At 60.8% G+C, this 18,375-nt stretch carries 10 protein-coding genes, 1 pseudogene and 1 riboswitch; of the genes and pseudogenes, 5 read left to right on the top strand and 6 right to left on the bottom strand.

Annotated features, from left to right (window positions below; genetic code table 11):
* The first annotated feature begins 192 nt into the window (after positions 1-192).
* Both ACZ41G_RS06305 and ACZ41G_RS06300 read left to right on the top strand, forming a co-directional pair.
* Entirely contained in the window at positions 193-2,157 is a 1,965-nt protein-coding gene (locus ACZ41G_RS06305; protein WP_464146247.1) for a DEAD/DEAH box helicase, read from the top strand.
* Positions 2,158-2,242: 85 nt separating this feature from the next.
* Positions 2,243-5,986, top strand: a complete 3,744-nt coding sequence (locus ACZ41G_RS06300) for a DEAD/DEAH box helicase (RefSeq protein WP_464144983.1) — start codon at positions 2,243-2,245, stop codon at positions 5,984-5,986.
* Positions 5,987-6,303: 317 nt separating this feature from the next.
* Here the strand turns inward: ACZ41G_RS06300 and ACZ41G_RS06295 are convergent, their stop codons facing one another.
* The gene (locus tag ACZ41G_RS06295) at positions 6,304-6,882 is read right to left on the bottom strand and encodes a pyridoxamine 5'-phosphate oxidase family protein (protein WP_052400959.1); all 579 of its coding nucleotides are present in this window, start codon (positions 6,880-6,882) and stop codon (positions 6,304-6,306) included.
* 455 nt (positions 6,883-7,337) lie between these two features.
* Positions 7,338-7,448: riboswitch (TPP riboswitch) on the top strand.
* Here ACZ41G_RS06295 and ACZ41G_RS06290 point away from each other — a divergent pair.
* On the top strand, positions 7,442-8,281 hold the full coding sequence (locus tag ACZ41G_RS06290) for a TenA family protein (protein WP_464144982.1): 840 nt from the start codon (positions 7,442-7,444) through the stop codon (positions 8,279-8,281). It overlaps the preceding riboswitch by 7 nt.
* Before the next feature lie 42 nt (positions 8,282-8,323).
* On the opposite strand, the gene ACZ41G_RS06285 is transcribed toward ACZ41G_RS06290, so the two are convergent.
* From ACZ41G_RS06285 to ACZ41G_RS06275, 3 genes are all read right to left on the bottom strand, one after another.
* Positions 8,324-11,578: a DEAD/DEAH box helicase gene (locus ACZ41G_RS06285; protein WP_464144980.1), complete on the bottom strand. Its 3,255-nt coding sequence runs from the start codon at positions 11,576-11,578 to the stop codon at positions 8,324-8,326.
* Positions 11,575-12,039, bottom strand: coding sequence for a (deoxy)nucleoside triphosphate pyrophosphohydrolase (locus tag ACZ41G_RS06280; RefSeq protein WP_321046298.1), 465 nt, complete (start codon positions 12,037-12,039; stop codon positions 11,575-11,577). The genes ACZ41G_RS06285 and ACZ41G_RS06280 overlap by 4 nt, the downstream gene beginning before the upstream one ends.
* A 166-nt stretch (positions 12,040-12,205) precedes the next feature.
* Positions 12,206-13,297 carry a Gfo/Idh/MocA family protein gene (locus tag ACZ41G_RS06275; RefSeq protein WP_321046297.1) on the bottom strand — a complete coding sequence of 364 codons (1,092 nt, stop codon included), beginning with the start codon at positions 13,295-13,297 and terminating at the stop codon, positions 12,206-12,208.
* 587 nt (positions 13,298-13,884) lie between these two features.
* Between ACZ41G_RS06275 and ACZ41G_RS06270 the strand changes: the two genes are divergently transcribed.
* Complete coding sequence (locus ACZ41G_RS06270) at positions 13,885-15,090, top strand: pyridoxal phosphate-dependent aminotransferase (RefSeq protein ID WP_464144978.1); 1,206 nt, start codon at positions 13,885-13,887, stop codon at positions 15,088-15,090.
* A 253-nt stretch (positions 15,091-15,343) separates the two neighbouring features.
* A pseudogene (locus tag ACZ41G_RS06265) lies at positions 15,344-15,865 on the top strand (AAA family ATPase); the annotation flags it as partial.
* Positions 15,866-16,148: 283 nt separating this feature from the next.
* Here the strand turns inward: ACZ41G_RS06265 and ACZ41G_RS06260 are convergent.
* On the bottom strand, positions 16,149-17,459 hold the full coding sequence (locus tag ACZ41G_RS06260) for a cysteine desulfurase family protein (protein WP_464144977.1): 1,311 nt from the start codon (positions 17,457-17,459) through the stop codon (positions 16,149-16,151).
* Complete coding sequence (nadC, locus tag ACZ41G_RS06255) at positions 17,456-18,310, bottom strand: carboxylating nicotinate-nucleotide diphosphorylase (protein ID WP_464144976.1); 855 nt, start codon at positions 18,308-18,310, stop codon at positions 17,456-17,458. Before nadC ends, ACZ41G_RS06260 begins: the two co-directional genes overlap by 4 nt.
* Positions 18,311-18,375 lie beyond the last annotated feature (65 nt).

Below are 18,375 nucleotides of genomic sequence, written 5' to 3'. Positions count from 1 at the left end.
GCTGGGTCGCGTGAGCGACCGACTTACGATCGAAAGAACATAGTGACTGATTCCAAATCCTCTCAGCATGCCCATAAGCACGACAACAAGCGGCATGGCGATTCCTTCAAACATCACGGCAAGGGCGGGCGCAAGGGCGGTAAGCGCTTCGACCGCCGTGACGGCAAGAACTCCTCCTTCAAGAACCAGAACATCGAAGAAGAACTTCACGAGAGCAAATATGTCGCGGCTGCAGAGGCAGCTGCGGCCGATTCCGCCGCACACCGCGACGAGCCGCCTCGCACCTTCGCCGAACTGGGGGTTCCGCGCGAACTGGTCGATGCGCTCGAACGCGACGGCAAAACCACGGCGTTCCCCATCCAGGCGGACACCCTGCCGGATTCCCTTGCCGGACGCGATATTCTCGGCCGAGGCCAGACCGGTTCCGGCAAGACCCTCGCGTTCTCCATCCCGCTGATCGCCCGTCTCGCGCAGTCCAGCGACGCCGATGACGCGATTCGCGATTTCAACGCCATAAAGAACAGCGGCGACAAGGACGCGCGCAAGAAAGCCATGCTGCCCCACCCGCGCGCACTCGTGCTCGCACCGACCAGAGAGCTGGTCAACCAGATTGACGAAGTCATCAGGCCTCTCGCCGAGGTGTACGGCATGCGTACCGTCACCATCTACGGCGGTGTGCGCCAAGGCCGTCAGGTTGACGGGCTGCGTCGCGGCGCCCAGATTGTGGTTGCCTGCCCTGGGCGTCTCGAGGATTTGCTCAACCAGAAGCTGCTCAGCCTTGAATCCGTGCGCGTCGCGGTGCTTGACGAAGCCGATGAAATGGCCGATATGGGCTTCCTTCCTTCGGTTGAGAAACTGCTCGCTCAGGTCGCCCCTGACGGCCAGCGCATGCTATTCTCCGCGACCCTCGACCATGGTGTCGACAAGCTCGTGGACGAATTCCTGCATGAGCCGAAGGTCCATGCGGTCGATGCCGCCGACGCCCAGGTCGACACGCTCACCCAGCATGTGTTCAAGGTCACCAAGGACGACAAGCCTGAGGTGATTCGTGCGCTCGCCAGCGGCAAGGATAAGCGCATCATCTTCACCCGTACCAAGTACCAGGCCAAGGAACTTGCCGAGAAGCTCGTCAAGCACGGCATTCCTGCGGTCGATTTGCAGGGCAATCTGTCGCAAAAGCAGCGCGACCATCATCTCGCCGCGTTCGAGCGTGGATTTGTGCGTGTCCTGGTTGCCACGGATGTCGCCGCGCGAGGCATCGACGTCAGCGATGTCGCGCTGGTGATCCAGACCGAACCGCCGGCCGACCCGAAGTCCTTCCTCCATCGTTCCGGCCGTACCGCGCGCGCCGGCGAACATGGTGACGTGGTCACACTCGTGCTGCCGAACCAGCGCCGGTCTTCGCATCGTCTGTTCCACAACGCGGGTATTGACGCGAAGCCGGTCGCGGTCACCCCGGAGTCTCCTGAACTGCTAAAGCTGGTAGGCGAGGTCGCACCTGTTGTCGAGGGCTGGGATCTGGGTCAGGTCGATTTCGGCAACAAACACGGCAAGAGCGGTAAGAACGGCAAGAAGAAGGATGGCGGCAAACGCAAGGGCCGTCATGACCGCGATGACAAAGATCGCCGCGACCACAAGGACCGCCACGACAAGGGCGGTGCCAAGGGTAAGGGCTATGCCTCGCACGGGCATCATGCCGACGACGCCCGCGAATCGTTCGACGGGTTCGGACAGCCGGCATCCGTCGATTTCGCCATGTCCGAGGATTACCGCAACACCAAGCATCATGGCCATAAGGGCGCCAAGGACGCCGGGCATCACAAGCACAGCAAGGACCGTTTCGATCGCGGTGCCGGGCGTCGCGATGATGATATGCGCGATTTCGACCGGTCGTTCCGCGACGGCGAGATGCCGCAACGCCATTCCGGCCGTCGTATCTCGTCGTATGATGAGGGCCCGCACAATCGCAAGCAGCGTCGCGAACGCGAGTTCGGCCAGCGTTCCGGTGGTTGGCGTCATGCCGGCAAGAAGCACCGCGATGATGTGAGGTTCGTCAGCGCGAAGCATGGCAAAAAAACCAAGGCTTCGAAGAAATCAAAGCCGGCGGGGAAGTATCATTCCGGGAAGAAACATGCCGGTGGCAAGAAGCATCGCTGAGCGGCGAGACGGGCGGGAATGCCGATGTGTGTTCCCGCCCGTCTTGCGTTACGATGGAATGAGTGCTTGATGAAGGATGGTGGTCATGGACTGGCATGCATCGGTATATGGGGGACGAGGCGGCAGCGGGTATGACGCGCCTCGTGATTTCGGCGCAGAACCCGGTTCCTCGTATGGCGCGCGCGATGAGGTCGTTCCTGAATCCAAGCTGAAGCGGCGAGGGGGATCCGCGTATTATCGTGCGTTTGACGTCCTTTCCGGCAATCGGATGCGTGATTTTACCTGCACTTACACGGATGACGGTGAAACGCTTCATGCGACGGTCCACAGCACTGAGAACTTCCTGAGCGATTACGATGTGAGCACGCATATTGACGAGGATCGCTCGGATTTCACCGATTCGTCATGCACCTGCCCGGCGTTCAGCAGATTCGGCGGCATTTGCAAGCATGTGCTGGCGTTGATCATCGCATACAACGAGGATTCCTCGTCATTCACCGTCAAGGGGGACGCCTCTTCCCGTGGCGGACGCCAGCATCGCACTACATCCCCGCTGCTGGAGCGCTTCATGTTCAGCGAGGAGCGCCGCCAAGCCGATGACGCGAAAAACCGGCAGCTTGAATTGCTTAAGCAGGTCAACGCCGCGGAGAAGAACGGCGGGGTGCCGACATCTGTGCAAAGCAGCCGCCATCTGCCGATCGGCAGCGTGCATCTGGAACTTGCGTTTGCGAAATCCGCGCGGGTATCCGGGGCTTCGATCCGGCTTAAACTCAACGTCCCGTCGCTCAGACTCAGCTATGTCGTCAACAGCATCCCCCAGTTGCTTGATTCGGTGCGCAACCAGGGGTACTTCCAGTACGGGCAGAAGCTCGCGTTCGTCCATACCCGCGACACCTTCGACGAGCAGTCCCGCAAGATGCTTGACATTCTCGATCGTGCCGTGCAGGTCAGGGAAAGCCTGAGCAACGCGATGTTCTATTCGTTCCCGCATAGTGCGTCAGGCGACGGATACGCGGTGGCCGACGACGAATTGGCGGAGCTGCTCGGCTTGTTCGTCGATACCGGGGAAGCCGTGGGTGTGGTGGGGCTCAACACGACTTTCGCCAACGCGCGATCCATGCGTGTCGTCGGCGCCGACCCTGATTTCGGGTTGCGCATCACTCCCGAGCCCGATGGCGGATACACGATTACGCATACCGCCTGCGTGATTGCGATGATTGACGGACACCCTTCCTCATATGTGATCGTCGGCTCCGCGATCGGGGCGAACCGCGAATGGTACTCGTCGAGCACCGACGGCCTGCCGATGATTTTCCGGTGTTCACCGCAGTTGGCGCGGCGCGCACAGCTTGCGATGGCGCTGTGCGGGGAGGATTGCGAGACCGAGCAGTATGTCAGCTCCCGTGATTTGAACGCATTCAGCCGCACAGTGCTCCCGCAGCTGACGGTCGGCGCGATTGACGGCGTGCCGGTGCAGCAGGAAACGGATGATGACGACGATATCGCCGGTCCCGCGGGCCTCGCAGATGCCACCGATACCGACGGTTCCGCTGGCAATCCGCATACCGAGACAACACATGAGACGCCGGTATCGGACGAGCCGACTGGACCTGCCGCATACGGCACGCCGGGCGACACCAACCCGAACAGCGACCCGCAGCATGATCGGCCAGAGTCATTGCATGGCCTGATCGCCGATATCCCGGCGAAACTGCTCGCCACCATCCAACAGCCGTGCAATATCGAACTGTATTTCGACCGCGACCGCGACGGCATCACGTGCGATGCCCAAGCCCGGTACGGTGACCGGCGATTCCATATCTTCAACGGCAACGGCGCACATGACGGCGTGGTGCGCGACACGACCACCGAACGGCTTGTGGTCGAAGCGCTGCTGCATTATTTCCCGCGCCCGGATGGCCCGGTTGCGCGGCTATCCGAAGATGACGACGAGGGAATCTACCGTCTGCTGACCGAAGGACTGCCGGTATTGCGCGGACTGGGGACCGTGTACTCAACACCGGCGTTCGACGGGGTGACATCCATGCCGTCCCCAATCATCAAAATCGGGCTGTCCATGCGATCCGATTTGGTGGAAATCTCGCCGATCGCCGACGAAGTCGACCCTGACGAAGTGCCGCAGCTGCTCAACAGCTACCGCCAGCGCAAACGGTTCCATCGCCTGCGCGACGGACGGTTTGTCAACTTGGCCAGTATGGACACCAGCAAGCTTGACACCGTCGCCGACGATCTGGGCATCGACCGAGACGAGTTCGCCGATGGAGCCGTGGACGTGCCGGCATTCCAAGCCTTCTATCTTGACGGACAAACCGATGATGAGGACAAGGACCAGCGGTTCTGCCAGTATGTCGAGAACCTCAAGGTCATCGACCCGAACCGCTACGAGGTGCCGGAAAGCCTGAAATCCGTGCTTCGTCCCTATCAGGCGGAGGGCTTCAGGTGGCTCAACGCGGTGTGCGACAAGGGCTTCGGCGGTATTCTTGCGGATGAAATGGGTCTGGGCAAAACCGTGCAGATGCTCGCCATGCTGCTCAGTCGGCTGGACGAAGCGCGCAAGAACGGACCGAACCTGATTGTCTGCCCGGCCTCTCTGGTCTATAACTGGGTCGCTGAGGCGGAGAAATTCACGCCGGAACTGCACGTCGCTGCGCTCGCGGGAAGCAAGGACGAACGTCGGGCGATTCTTGCCAGTGCACGCGATTATGACCTGCTCGTCACTTCATATGATCTGTTGCGGCGCGATATCGATGATTATCGTGATATCAACTTCACGTGCATGGCGTTGGATGAGGCACAATATGTGAAGAACCACGCGACGAAATCCTCGCAGGCGGTGCGTTCGATCCAGGCCAAGCATCGGTTCGCGCTCACCGGCACGCCGATTGAGAACCGACTGTCCGAATTGTGGAGCATTTTCGATTTCCTCATGCCCGGGATGCTCGGCAGCTATAAGCATTTCCGCGGTCGGTTCGAAATGCCGATTCTCAGCGGTGACGCCATCGCGCAGCGCAGATTGCAGGTGTTTGTCGGCCCGTTCATTCTGCGCCGTCTCAAGAAGGACGTACTCGGCGACCTGCCCGACAAGATTGAGAACGTCATCACCGTCCAGCTGGAGGGCGAGCAGCGCAAACTGTATGCGGCGCTCGAGCAGCGGTTGCGCGCTTCCATCAACAGGGATACGAACTTCGATTCCGGCGCCGAGAAAATCAAGGTGCTCGCCCAGCTGACCAGGTTGCGGCAGATTTGCTGCGATCCGCGGTTGGTATACGAGAACGCCGGGAAGAAATCCGCCAAGCTTGACGCCATCGAGGAGCTGGTGGAATCCTGCCGTGATGCGGGTCGGAAGATGCTGATTTTCTCGCAGTTCACCAGTTATCTGCATCTGATCGGCAAGCGGTTGCACAAGAACGGCATCGACTATGACGTGATCACCGGCGGAACCCCGAAGAAGAAGCGGCTTGAGCTGGTCAACCAGTTCAACAAGGACGACACCCCGGTGTTCCTCATTTCGCTCAAGGCCGGCAATACGGGTCTCAACCTGACCGGTGCCTGCGTGGTTGTGCATGCCGACCCGTGGTGGAATGCCGCAGCGCAGAACCAGGCGACTGACCGTGCGCATCGCATCGGGCAGACGCAGGATGTGAACGTGTACCAGATTGTGGCGAAGGACACAATCGAGGAGCGCATCATCAACCTGCAGCGTACGAAGTCCGATCTTGCGGCGAAGTTCGTTGATGATGCCTCGACGACCGGTGGCAGCGCCATCAGCCGGCTTACCAAGGACGACCTGCTCGCGCTGCTCGGGTGAGTTGCCGGGGATTGTTGCCTTGCTGCCCGGGCGAGCGCTGGTCGAATGGGTGTTACCGCGAAATCGCCCAGGTGCGCATTGCTCTGGTGGGGCGTTGCCCAGGGATTGTCTGAACGGGCGCCGGTCAGCTGGGCGCGGTTGGGCGGATACTGGCAGTCTGATGTCTTGACTGGTTGGCCGGCAGTTGCCCCCAACTCCGCCTTGCGCCCCAACGAATCAAATTAGTAGCACACGATATATTAGCTTACGATATACTAGTTTGTGATATACCAAATTGCAGGTTGGGGACGCGGTGACGGGAAACGCCGCAAGGGCGATTACTTACCGCCGTGCGGGCGCGGAACGGTGTGGATTTTGCCGGTGAAGTTGGTCGAAGTGATTTGCCAGACCGTGACGCTTGCCATCTGCTGTGCGGTGAATGGCACGTGATCCATGCCGGCCTGCTTGCTCATCAGGGCTTGCATGGCAACGATTTTCTCGTCAAGATCCGTGACCACCGATGCCGTGCCCGTGCCGACGATCGAGCGGAAGGACGCCGACCAGTTGCAGGGCGTGCGGCCTTCGTGCACCTGATGATCGCAGTCAAGTTCGAAAGCGACCTGAAGCGCGTTGCCTGCAGCGCGAATCGCATCGATTTTGCGTCCCTCATGCGCCGAATGCAGGAAAATCCGAAGCTCGCCGAAATCCGGCGGTAGTGGTGTCCCGTCCGCCGACAAGCTGACCGGAAGGTCGTTTTCGGGTTGGGGGAACCGCTCCAGAGTGAATTGATATCCGAAATTCATCGGCACGATGGTCAGGCCCTCGGCGTCCTGGTAGGCGATGCGCACGACTTCGCACGAGTCGAGGATATCCTTGATCTGCTGTGGGGAACGGACTTCGCGGTCGGCGCGACGCATCGGTCGGTGTGCTCCGGGGGCCGTGGAAGCGTGCACATGCGGCGCACGCCGCAGCGAGCCGGATGGCGGCAGCGAAACCCTTGCGACTGCGGCCGATGTGGGTGTCGGCACTTGAGCTGGCGTTTGTACCGGTGTTTGTGCCGGCGTTGACGGCGAGGCTGGTGTGTGCTGCGGAAGTTCGGAAGCGATATCGGTCATGGTGTCCTCGGTGGTGTGGCGGAGCGTGGGCTTCGACTGGTGTGGAATATCTCAGACGAACAGCTTTCTATAGTGTGATATAGAAAGTCGTGAAATCTGTCGACTTTCTATACCGTACTATAGAAACTTGCAAAGCGACGCAGCGGATATCAGCTGGGTGTAATCCGGTGAAGTGATGCCGGTTGCGTGTGGCGTCGGCGGGCTTGCGTGCTTTTTGTCTGTACGGTCGTATGTCCGGGTGGCTGAGGTAGGGTGGCTGGACAACCTAGGGGAGCTGCGGCGGGTCCGCGGCTGAGAGTGCGCGCAAGGCGCTGACCCTGTGAACCTGTCCGGGTAATACCGGCGAAGGAAAGGAACTGCCATGACGGCATCATCGTCTGCTCAATCAAATCATGGTTCTCAAGCGGTGGCCGCACCTAACATTTCTCCAACCGGCGAGTCCGGCACGTCCGCGCAATCTGTGGGGCAGGACGCATCTCGTGAACCGGCGACCAAGCACGTCCCGCTCGCGCCGGCAAGCAAAAGCGGCGATTACGCGTTTCTTGGAGCGACGCCCGGCAGTGTGGCCGACGCGTTCTACATGGCTGCCGCGGAGGATTGGCAGGCGGCAATCAATTCGCGGTTCGTCAACGAACTACTGGACGACACCCTGCCTGACAGCGTGCTGATCAGCTATCTGATTCAGGATTTCACGTTCTTTACGCAGCCGACGCTGGAACGCCTGACCGTGCAGGCGCCGACGCAGGAGATTCGGGACATGCTCAACCGGCAGGCCGAATTCTTCGCCGATCAGGAGAAGCCATATTTCCTGCGGTTCCTTGAGGAATACGGGGTGGACGAGCAGCAGCAGACGAGCGTGCCACAAACCCCGGCGAACCGCGAATATTGCGCGTATCTCGACCAGATTGCCGCGACCGGCAGTTTCGCGCAGCTGTTGTGTCTGATGTGCGCGATGGAATGGCTGTATCTGGCGTGGGCTAAGCGCACGGTGGATACAGGCGTCGTTCAGCAGGTGCCGGCGCACCGCGGTTGGGTGGAGCTGCATGAAGGCGAGCTGTTTCGCCGCTGGGTGGGCAATCTCATCGAGCTCGTGAACCGGTACGCGAGCGTCGACGGCCCGGAGGCCGCCGTATTCCCCGAAGTCGCGCGACTCGAGCGCGCGTTCTTCGAGGATTCGTACGCGTATGGGGTGGGGGAATGACGGGTCGCCGCTTGAAGGAAGATTCGAACGGCAAGACCGGTATCACTGCTCCGAATCACCGGTGAGATGGCGTAGCAGATCCGGCGGCACGGGGTGGGTCAGGTGCAGATTGGAGACCACTACGCGCTGCTGGATTTCTTCGCCGTCCTTGTTCGCGCCGCGATTGGTTTCCTCGTGCGAGTCCTCGATCGAGGCGGCGCGGCCGACATAGTAGTACGTCGTCTCCTTCGTTTCGACTTTCCTGCGGATGAACACCGGTACGAAGTGCGAATCCTGCCAGGGTTCACCGTCGGTTTTGCGAATCCATTGGAACTCTGGCGATTGCAGGGAACGGTTGTTCTTGCTGAACCACTCGATGTCTTGGTCGTCAATGAACCGGTCCTGATACTGGCTTGACTCGTATTTGATGAAAATCGGCATGGTCCCCGTACTCGCGTCGTAACGGTAGCCGCCCACATTCTGTGGGACCTGCTCGTTGCTCCAGCCGCACATCCGCATCACATCAAACAGTGAATACTTTTCCCCGACAATGAACCCGTGGTCGAACACGGCAGACAGCGACAGGCTCTGTTTGCTTGCGGTGACGCGGGTTTCTTCATACCGTCCGACGCATTGTGCCAGTCCTGCCTGCACGGTGTCCGCAAAGAACTGGCGGAATGTCGCGTTTTCTTGCAAGGAGGCTCGCAGCCGGGACGACAGACGTGCTCCACCATCCCCGGACAGTTCAACCATCGGCACGCCGCCGAAACGCTCCCGGTTTGCACTGGTGAAATACGAATAGTCGAGTACCCGCAACGCCGATTCGCATTGTGCGATATCGCCGCTGCAATCAGGGAACAGACTGGTGACCAAGTGCTGCAAAGTTGGGGCATCCAAGACATCCACGCTACCGGCCTGCGAGAGTACGTCGGCATGGTCGCCAACCATATCCCGTACGGCATACGGCATTTCAATCCCGGCAAGCGCCGTCAACGCCACCAGCTCGTGTGGCCGCAAGCCACGCAGCTGCGTATCGGTCAGCATGGTCAGCATTCCGTCTTCGACCGAGGTTGTTGTTTCGAGCCGGAATCGCGTATCTGGATCACCGTTCTTGGTGCTGAGACTACGTTCGCGTGAACGGACGAAGGCCAGATAGTTCTTCGATTTGCAGGCTATCGTGTACACAAGCGATGTGTCACGTGCCGTGATATCCATGAGCATGGGGATCCGGTTCAATTCGCGACGTAGTTCCCGGTATTGTTCGCTGAGTTTTCTCATGTCGGACAGGTCGGCATGATCGATCGCATCAAGCACGCGCTTGCGGGCGATGGGATCGAAGCTGATCGAGCATAAGCCCGGCGCTTGGTTGTTGAGGTTCTTGCGTACGCGGTCACGGTCGCCGCTGTTGCCGTACAGGGCGATCGGGATGAGATAGTTGTTGGCGTAATTGCCGATGAAATCCACGACGACGACTGATGATTTGCCTGGGTATTTGCGTAGGCCTCGGCCGAGCTGCTGGGTGAATATGATGCTGGATTGTGTCTGTCGTAGCATCACGATTTGGTTGGTTGCGGGGATGTCGATGCCTTCATTAAACAGGTCGACGGTGAAAATGTAATCAAGCTCGCCGTCTTGCAGCGCTTGTTCCACCTGCTCGCGCTCTTTCGGCTTGCTGGCTCCTGTTAGACATGCGGTCCGGTATGGGCGTTCCGCCTGTTCGTTGATGATGTGGGTGAATTTCTCTGCGAGAATTTCGGCTTCCTCGACCCGGCTACAGAATACGATGCCTTTGACCGGTTCGCCTGCCTGACCATAGATACGCAGCTTGTCGATGATGTAGCTGACGCGGTTATCGGCGGTCAGTTCGTTGACCCACCTGCGTAGTGCCGCTCGATCCTTGTCGTTCGTGTGTTCCATGCTCACACCGGTGTCGGGCAGTCCTTCCACGGTCTCAGTGATGAACTCGCTGACCCCGTAGTAGTGGAATGGGCAGAGCATGTCCTCTTCAAGCGCCCGCTGGAGACGGATCTCATAGGCGATGTTGTTGCCGAACAGATCGAAGATATTCCCGCTGTCGTTGCGTTCCGGGGTTGCGGTCATGCCGAGCAGGAATTTCGGTGTGAAATGGTCGATGATTCGCTTATATGTGTCGGCCGCGGCATGATGCGCCTCATCGATGAGAATATAGTCGAACGCATCCGCAGGGAAGTTGCCGAGGACGGACTGCTGCGCCATGGTCTGCACGGTGGAGAATACGTACTTTCGATCAGCGCCGTCTTTGTCGGTGCCGGTATACAGGCCGAGCTGGTTATCCGGACAACCTAGCACGCGCTGGTATGATTCCATCGCTTTGGTGAGGATTTCCTGGCGGTGTACCAAGTACAGCATCCGCTTGGGATGACATTGTTTCACATCAAACGCTGACAGGTAGGTCTTGCCGGTACCGGTCGCGGAGATCACAATGGCACGGGTTTCGCCCTGCGCTCGCAGATGGCGGAGGCTGGCCAGCGCTTCGCGTTGCATTGCGTTCGGTTCGACCAACTTGCCTGTTGGATCCGGCTCTGGTGATCTGCGTGAGGGTGCAAGCGGCGGGGCGTTGTGCTCGAATTCCTTCTCGTACGCTTCGATCCACGCGTCGTCAAGCGGCACGGATTGTTCCCGCTGCAGTTCGATTTCCTGGCTGAGCTCTTGCGCGAACCGGCCATCCTGTAAGGAAGGGACACGAAGATTCCACTCGCGGTTGTTTCTCAAGGCATTCTCGGTCAGGTTCGAGCTGCCGATATACACGGTGTACGCGTCTTTGCCGTTTACGGTATGACGGAACACATAGCCTTTAGGATGGTAATTGTTACGAGACGGATCGGGGTTGGGTCGCCCACCAGTATCGGGACGTTCCCAAACACGTACGTCGATACCTGCCGTCTGCTGTAGTTCGTTGAGCTCGCGGAATGCTTGCGGCGAATTGAAATAGTTGTAGGTCGAAGTGATGATGCTGCCGGCGTGGGCATGATTGTGATCGTGGAAATTCAGAAAATGCTGTTTGAGCATCTGGATCACCGATTGTGTGACGAAAGCGACTGACATGGAGAAGCCGTTGCTGTTGTCCAGCTCGTGGATCAGCGCATCCTCCATAGTTCTGCCGCCTTGGTTGGCGATCAGCTGGGGAACATATCGTTCGTCTGCGCGGGTGTCTGCGGTGATGAATCCCGAGCGTAGTGATCCGGCGATAAGCCCTTGCGTGATATCGGCGATAATGCTGGAATCTGTGGACTCAGTGGAGAAACGGCTGGGCATATTCGACATTGGCGTGGTAGTCATGATTGCATGGCCTCCGGGAAATCGGAGACTGCACAGACGGTAGAAGGCATGCTCTCCAACAATCTGACGGCTTCCCTGTCGGCAGGCGCCCAGTCAAGTTCACTGAGACTCGCTGGCATGAGCCAGCGGACTTCCTGATGTTCGGTCAGATGCGGTTCGCCTTCTGTGAGATGACACAGGAAGGTCGTCAGCTCGATGGTGCCGAAATCGTATGCGTATCTTGTAGTGCACAGCTCATGACCGACTGTGATCTCGCAGCGCAGCTCCTCTTCGATCTCGCGCTGGAGCGCCTGCTGTGGGGTTTCGTGTACTTCGATCTTGCCCCCGGGGAATTCCCAGTACCCGGCGAGCGATTTGGTGCTACCGCGTTGCGCGCACAACACGGTGCCATCGCGCATGATAGCTGCGCCGACGACCCGGATCAGTCGTTGCTGAGGCTCCTGCGGTGTTGGCTGCGGCATCTGTCGCTGTGACGGTTCACTGGTGTGCACGCTGCGCTCCCTCCCATGATGATCACAGTCAGGGCCCAGGATACAACGGCGATCGATCAAGCGGTGCGCGTGTCGCGGCATATGCAGGGTTGTGTGCGACACGTGCACCGATGTCGGTCAGCGCAGCTACCCCGCCTCACTCACACGGGTACCGCAGCCCCCAGCGCTCGCGGATCTGATCGAGCAGCCGCATCATCCGCAGGGTGTCGGCGTGCGGCATGTCCGGGCATTCGGTCGATTTGGCGGCGATGGCGCTGGCACAGGCGGCGACCTCATACTCGTAGCCGGTCAGCTGCGCGGGTACGGGGATGCTGCGAGTCAGCGCGTGATCCTTGCCGTACACGTCGATGCGCTCCACATTGTTCACGTTGCGGCACATGAGGTACCCGTCCGTGCCCCAAATCGCCCCATCGCGGTCGGAAACGGCAAGCAGCGAGCAGGTGCTCACCGCCATCACGCCGTCATCGTAGAACAATGTCGTCGTGCTCTGCGCGTCCACGCCGGTCTTGTACGGGATCATCGCGGTCTCCATGCGGGCGATGCTGCGTCCGCCGCCGTCACCGCCAATCGCCATGTCAATGAAATTCAACGGATATACGCCGACATCAAGCAACGCTCCGCCCGCGAGCCCCGGATCGATGATTCGCTGCTTGTGCGTGGTCGGGTAGCTCAGGTTCGCGCTGATGGCGCACACGTCACCGATTGTGCCGTCCTCGACCAGCCCGCGAATCATCGCGCGCGACGGCATGTACCGCGTCCAAATCGCCTCAGCGCACAACAGTCCGGTCTTCCGGGACACGTCAATCACATGTTGCGCCTGCTCGGCGTTGACCGTGAACGCTTTCTCCACCAGCACATGCTTGCCCGCTTCCATACACGCAATCGCCTGCCCGGCGTGCAGCGAATGCGGGGTCGCGATGTACACGAGGTCGACTTCCGGGTCATCCAGCATCTGCGCGTATGACCCGTATGCCACCGGAATGCCGTACTGCGCCGCGAATTCGTCTGCGCGCGCCTGGTCGCGGGAGGCGACGGCGTATGGTTTGGCACACGCGCGGTACGTCGGGTCTTGCGCCATCAGGGTGAGGGTGGTCGCCATTTTCTGCGCGATTCGCCCGGCGCCAAGGATCGCCACGTTGATCGGACGCTCCGGCGGCGCGTATGGTGCTGTTGCCGTGCCGGCCGTGCTCGATGCGGCGGGTGCTGGTGTGGTGGTGCTCTCTGCCATAGGTACTCCTCTAATCTGGTCGTCTCCTAACACTACGAGCACCACCTGAACGAACGATGATGCCGCGCGATTGGCAGGATGGCTCGGGGTGGTGCGGATGGTTGACGAATTACGTATGCCGAGACATACGCGGACAGGTTGTCGCGACTGATTGCCGGCGGCAGAAAGAGTGGTATGGGGTGTTGCGCATGTCCTGGCATACGCGCGCAGGCGGATGCCGGCCCGGGAGGTGACGTCCCGTGTGATGTACCACTTGCATATGCGCCGGCATACGGCGCTGCAGCGTTCCCGGCCGGAGCAACACTGCATATGGGGCGCGATACGCCAGCCGGCGGTCATGGTGCGACAATCCGCTCACACGACGGCCGGTTGCCGGTACGGGCGTAAGCCGCATCGGCAGCCGATCGTGCGTTCTGCGAGTCTCCGCCGCCCGCCTCGGTCGCGGCATCTGATAGTGCGACATAGATAACGGCGATAGCCCGCGTGGCGTTTCCGCGCGGCAATCGTGATTGCATACCAGACAGTAGGACGGCAAGCGGCACAGGCCGGGCGTCACCCGGGACAGCCGCATGAGAGGAGTGGGAACCATGACACAGGCAACAGCCGTGACGGCATCGGGTATCACCACGAACATCGCCGATCGGGTGCGTGGCATCCCGGCAAATCCGTTTGCCGCGGCCAACGCGCGGGTCGCCAAATATCGGACCGCCGGCCATGACATCATCGACCTGAGCCAAGGCAATCCGGACGGTCAGCCGCCGCAGTTCATGATTGATGCGGTCGCCCAGGCCGCCCGGGATCCCGCCGATTTCAAATACCCGTCATTCAACGGCAAACCGGCCTTCCTCAAGGCGGCGGCCGGCTGGTACCAGCGTGAATTCGGCGTGACCCTCGACCCGGCCACTCAGCTGCTGGCGACTGCGGGTGCGTCCGTCGGCATCAGCGCCGTCATCCAAACCCTCGTCAACGCCGGCGATCTTGTGGCGCTGGTCGGCCCGTATTACCCGCAGTACGAGGGGTCAACCGCAGTGGCGCAAGGGCGGGTGTACACGATTGCAACCAGCCCGGAGCGTGGATTCCTACCGGATCTCGATGCGGTGCCGGACGAGATCTGGGACGAGGTGAAACTGCTCATTCTCAACTATCCGAACAATCCGACCGGTGCCGTGGCGACCCGGGAACTGTTCGAAACGGCGGTGCGCATAGGTAAGGAGCATCATGTCGTTATCGTCAACGATTTCGCCTACGCCGGCATCGGTTATGACGAGCAGCCGCCGATCAGCCTGTTGAGCACTCCGGGAGCCCTTGACGTGTCGCTGGAATTGTGCTCGCTGTCAAAGATGTACATGATTGCCGGCTGGCGTGTCGGTTTCGTGGCCGGCAACGCTCAGCTCATGGCCGCGGTGAAATCCGTGCACGCGCAGACCAGTCTGCTGGTGTCCTCGATTGTGCAGGACGCGGGTGCGGTGGGGTTGAATAGCGACCAGTCGACGGTCCGTGTGCTCGCCGACCGCTACCACCACCGGTATCTCGCTCTGCGTGACGGGCTTGCCGAAGCGGGACTACATCTGACCGACTCGCATGGCGGCCTGTTCGCTTGGATGCCGGTTCCCGGCGGTGATGATCAGGCTTTCGCCCAGTGGCTTATTGATCAGGCCGGCGTGGCGGTGATTGCCGGTTCCGATTTCGGCCCGACCGGGGCCGGATACGTGCGGTTCAGCCTGCTTATGCCGCAGGAGACGTTGACCTTGGCGGCACACCGCATCCGTGACGCGCGCGGCGACGCTTGGTGACACTTGCTGACGTGCGGAGGTATCAATCAAGCCCATTCCCAATATCAGAATGCGGACAAGTGGTGATATGTCTTGACGCCCGATGGTCTCCGTCTTCTCCGAGCGAAGAAACGGCGCTGCGTTTTTCGCGCGTTGTCGTTACAAAATAACATCCGGCTCGTTGTCGCATATACGGGATTGAGAGAGCCCGGGCACGAGCGCACGCGCGAATGATTATGAAGAGACTGTGAATCTTGGTTTGCAATTCTCAGGCATGAATCCTGCCGGTGTCAACCCTGCCGGTATGGATACCACCGGTATGAACGCGCCGATTGCCGGTATGCCGACGGCCGGTCGTGTGACGGCGGCCGTACCCGGCACCCCTGCAAGCGACAATGTGATGCTGCGCCCGTTGGCCGACCGTATGCGCCCCAAGCGGCTTGACGATGTCATCGGCCAGGACCAGGTTCTCGCTCCGGGCGCACCGTTGCGTCTGATGGCTTACCCGACAACCTCGCAATCCGTGGTCGTCCCCGGCGCCGCCCTGCTGTATGGTCCTCCGGGAATGGGCAAGACCACGATTGCGCATCTAATCGCAGAGGAGTCGCATCGGCGTTTCATTGAGCTGTCCGCCGTCAATGCGCGTGTCGAAGAGCTGCGTAACTCGCTGTCTGCCGCCGAACGGTTGAAGCGCCGCGGTGAGGAAACCGTGCTGTTCATCGACGAAATCCACCGGTATTCGCGCGAAGAACAGGACATTCTGCTGCCTGCGGTGGAAAAGCGTCTCGTCACCTTCGTCGCCGCCACCACGGAAGCGCCGTCCAGCACGCTTGCTCCGGCGTTGCTCAGCCGTTGCATCATCGTGCATTTGCATCAACTCGGTGTTGACGGCCTCAACAGGATCGTGGACAGGGCGGTCGCCTCGCCGGACGGTCTTGGCGGCTTGGTCACCTTGGATTCGGAAGCGCGCAAGCTGATTGTTCTCAGCAGCGGCGGCGACGCGCGTCATGCGCTCACCACGCTTGAGGCGGCTGCTTCCCGTGCCGCAAGTCAGGCGACGCCCGGTCAGATCGCGATTGTCACATCGCGTGCAGAGCGGTCATGGATGCGCGCAGTGCCTGCGCGATGCGACGGATATCCGTGTGGTGCAGCGGCTTCCGGAACGAGAATCGCAACGCGGATTTCGCTTCCGTTTCGCTCAACCCCATGGCCAGCAGCGTGCCGGGGGCTTCGTGACGTCCAATGGCGCATGCCGAACCCGAAGACACTTCAATGCCACGCGCGTCCAAATCGACGAGCAGCGCCTCGCCGTTGACATTCGGGAAGGTGAATGACGCATGGCCGGGCAAGCGATTGACCGGGTCGCCGGTGAGCGAGGCACCCGGTACCGCCGCGCAGATAGCCTTGATCAGGGCGTCACGCGACGCGGCCAGAGGGGCGTTGCGTTCCTCCATTCCCGCGCATGCCTCATGGAGCGCGACCGCCAGTGCGATCGCTCCCGCAACATTCGGTGTGCCCGAGCGCAGACCACGTTCCTGCCCGCCGCCGCTGACAATCGGCTCGATGGCCACGCGGCTACGGGTGAGCAGTGCGCCCAAGCCTTTCGGCGCGCCGAATTTGTGTCCGGACACCGCGAGCGTGTCGGCATCAAGACCGCGGAAATCCACGGGAATTGTGCCGGCCGCCTGCACGGCGTCCACATGAACGGGCACTGCGGCATCATGGCAGATGCGCACCGCGCGGCTCACCGGCTCAATCGTGCCCACCTCATTGTTCGCCATCATGATGCATGCCAGGGTCGCACCCTTCTGGGCCTCGCGGGAGAGTACGTTAAGGTCGATATGGGCCTGAGCGTCGACCGGAATGCGTACCACTTCGAAATCGAAGAAATCATGTAGCCATTGCGCTGATTGCGCGACGGCCGGGTGCTCCACCGCAGAGATGAGGATGCGGTGGGCGGGGGAGTGTGGGGAGTGCAGGGATGCGGATGCGGGTGTGAACGCCCGTGCCGGCGTTGATGCCGATGCCGCTGCTGCTCTCGTCTCCCGTTCGCGCCTGATCTGGGCGAGCGCGATGCCCTTGACGGCGAGATTATCCGCCTCGGTACCGCCCGAAGTGAAAATCACGTCGCCGGCGTGCGCGCCCAGATCGGCGGCGAAGGACGCGCGTGCCGCATCAAGGGCGCGCGCCGCCGTTTTGCCACTCGCATGGACGCTGGACGGATTACCGTATCCTTCGGTCAGGAAGGGGGTCATCGCCTCGATCACGCTGGCGGGCACGGCGTCTGATGCGGCGGCGTCAAGGTACAGTTCACGTTCCGGGCTGTCCGGCTGGGCGGCTTGCGACTCCTGGGTTTGCGTGTCTTGGCTGGTTGCGTGCTGCCCGGTCATGCCCAATCCAATCCAAGATCGATCGCGCGCACGGAATGGGTGAGCGCACCGACGGAAATCACGTCCACGCCGGTCGAGGCGACTTGCGGGACGCGCTCCAAAGTCATGGTGCCGGAGGCCTCAACAATTGCCCGGCCCGCGATCATGGCGACGCCTTTGCGCGTGTCCTCGAGCGAGAAATTGTCCAGCATGATGGTGTCCGCACCGCCTTCGAGCACTGCCGGAATTTGGTCAAGCCGGTCGACTTCCACCTCAATATGCGTGGTGTGGCCTACTTGGTCACGAATATGCTTGATGCCGGCCGTGAGGTCGAGTCCTGCGGCCTGCATGGCGGCGATGTGATTGTCCTTGACCATCACCGCGTCGGACAGGCCGTAGCGGTGGTTGCGCCCGCCGCCGCAGACAACCGCGTACTTGTCGAAGGGCCTCAGCCCAGGCACGGTTTTGCGCGTGTCCGCGATACGGGCGTGCGAGCCGGGTGCCGCATCCACGGCGTCAACGAATGCTCGGGTCATCGTGGCGATGCCGCTCATGCGCTGGGTGAAGTTCAGAGCGACGCGTTCGGCGGTCAGCATGCCGCGTGCGTTGCCGTGGATGGTGGCGAGCATGTCACCGGCGGTGAAGCGTTCGCCGTCTTTGATGCGCATGGTGACTTGGATGCCGGGGTCTACCATGTGGAAGGCGGCGGTGAATACCTCCGCACCGCTGAATACGCCGTTTTCACGGGCGCTCAGCGTGGCGGTCGCCGTTTCATCGGCGGGGATGGTCGTCGCGGCGGTGATGTCCCCGGTCGGCGCGTCCTCCATCAGCGCGCGGCGGACCGCGTCTTCAATGACCAGACGGGTGAGCATAGCTGGTTCTCCAATCTTGCATACGAGTGCAACTGTGTGGCGAGGGTGGTTGCCTGTTGGAACAC

It is taken from the genome of Bifidobacterium porcinum, from assembly GCF_055378475.1.
Note: the sequence above shows the minus strand (reverse complement) of the source record. Positions and strands in the feature narration are given on the sequence as shown.

What these genes read in the sequence shown, in the direction of transcription:
- ACZ41G_RS06300 (WP_464144983.1), top strand. Translation starts at nt 2,243, where the DNA reads ATGGACTGGCATGCATCGGTATATGGGGGACGAGGCGGCAGCGGGTAT.
- ACZ41G_RS06295 (WP_052400959.1), bottom strand. Translation starts at nt 6,882, where the DNA reads ATGCGTCGCGCCGACCGCGAAGTCCGTTCCCCACAGCAGATCAAGGAT.
- ACZ41G_RS06290 (WP_464144982.1), top strand. Translation starts at nt 7,442, where the DNA reads ATGACGGCATCATCGTCTGCTCAATCAAATCATGGTTCTCAAGCGGTG.
- ACZ41G_RS06285 (WP_464144980.1), bottom strand. Translation starts at nt 11,578, where the DNA reads ATGACTACCACGCCAATGTCGAATATGCCCAGCCGTTTCTCCACTGAG.
- ACZ41G_RS06280 (WP_321046298.1), bottom strand. Translation starts at nt 12,039, where the DNA reads ATGCCGCAGCCAACACCGCAGGAGCCTCAGCAACGACTGATCCGGGTC.
- ACZ41G_RS06275 (WP_321046297.1), bottom strand. Translation starts at nt 13,297, where the DNA reads ATGGCAGAGAGCACCACCACACCAGCACCCGCCGCATCGAGCACGGCC.
- ACZ41G_RS06270 (WP_464144978.1), top strand. Translation starts at nt 13,885, where the DNA reads ATGACACAGGCAACAGCCGTGACGGCATCGGGTATCACCACGAACATC.
- ACZ41G_RS06260 (WP_464144977.1), bottom strand. Translation starts at nt 17,459, where the DNA reads ATGACCGGGCAGCACGCAACCAGCCAAGACACGCAAACCCAGGAGTCG.
- nadC (WP_464144976.1), bottom strand. Translation starts at nt 18,310, where the DNA reads ATGCTCACCCGTCTGGTCATTGAAGACGCGGTCCGCCGCGCGCTGATG.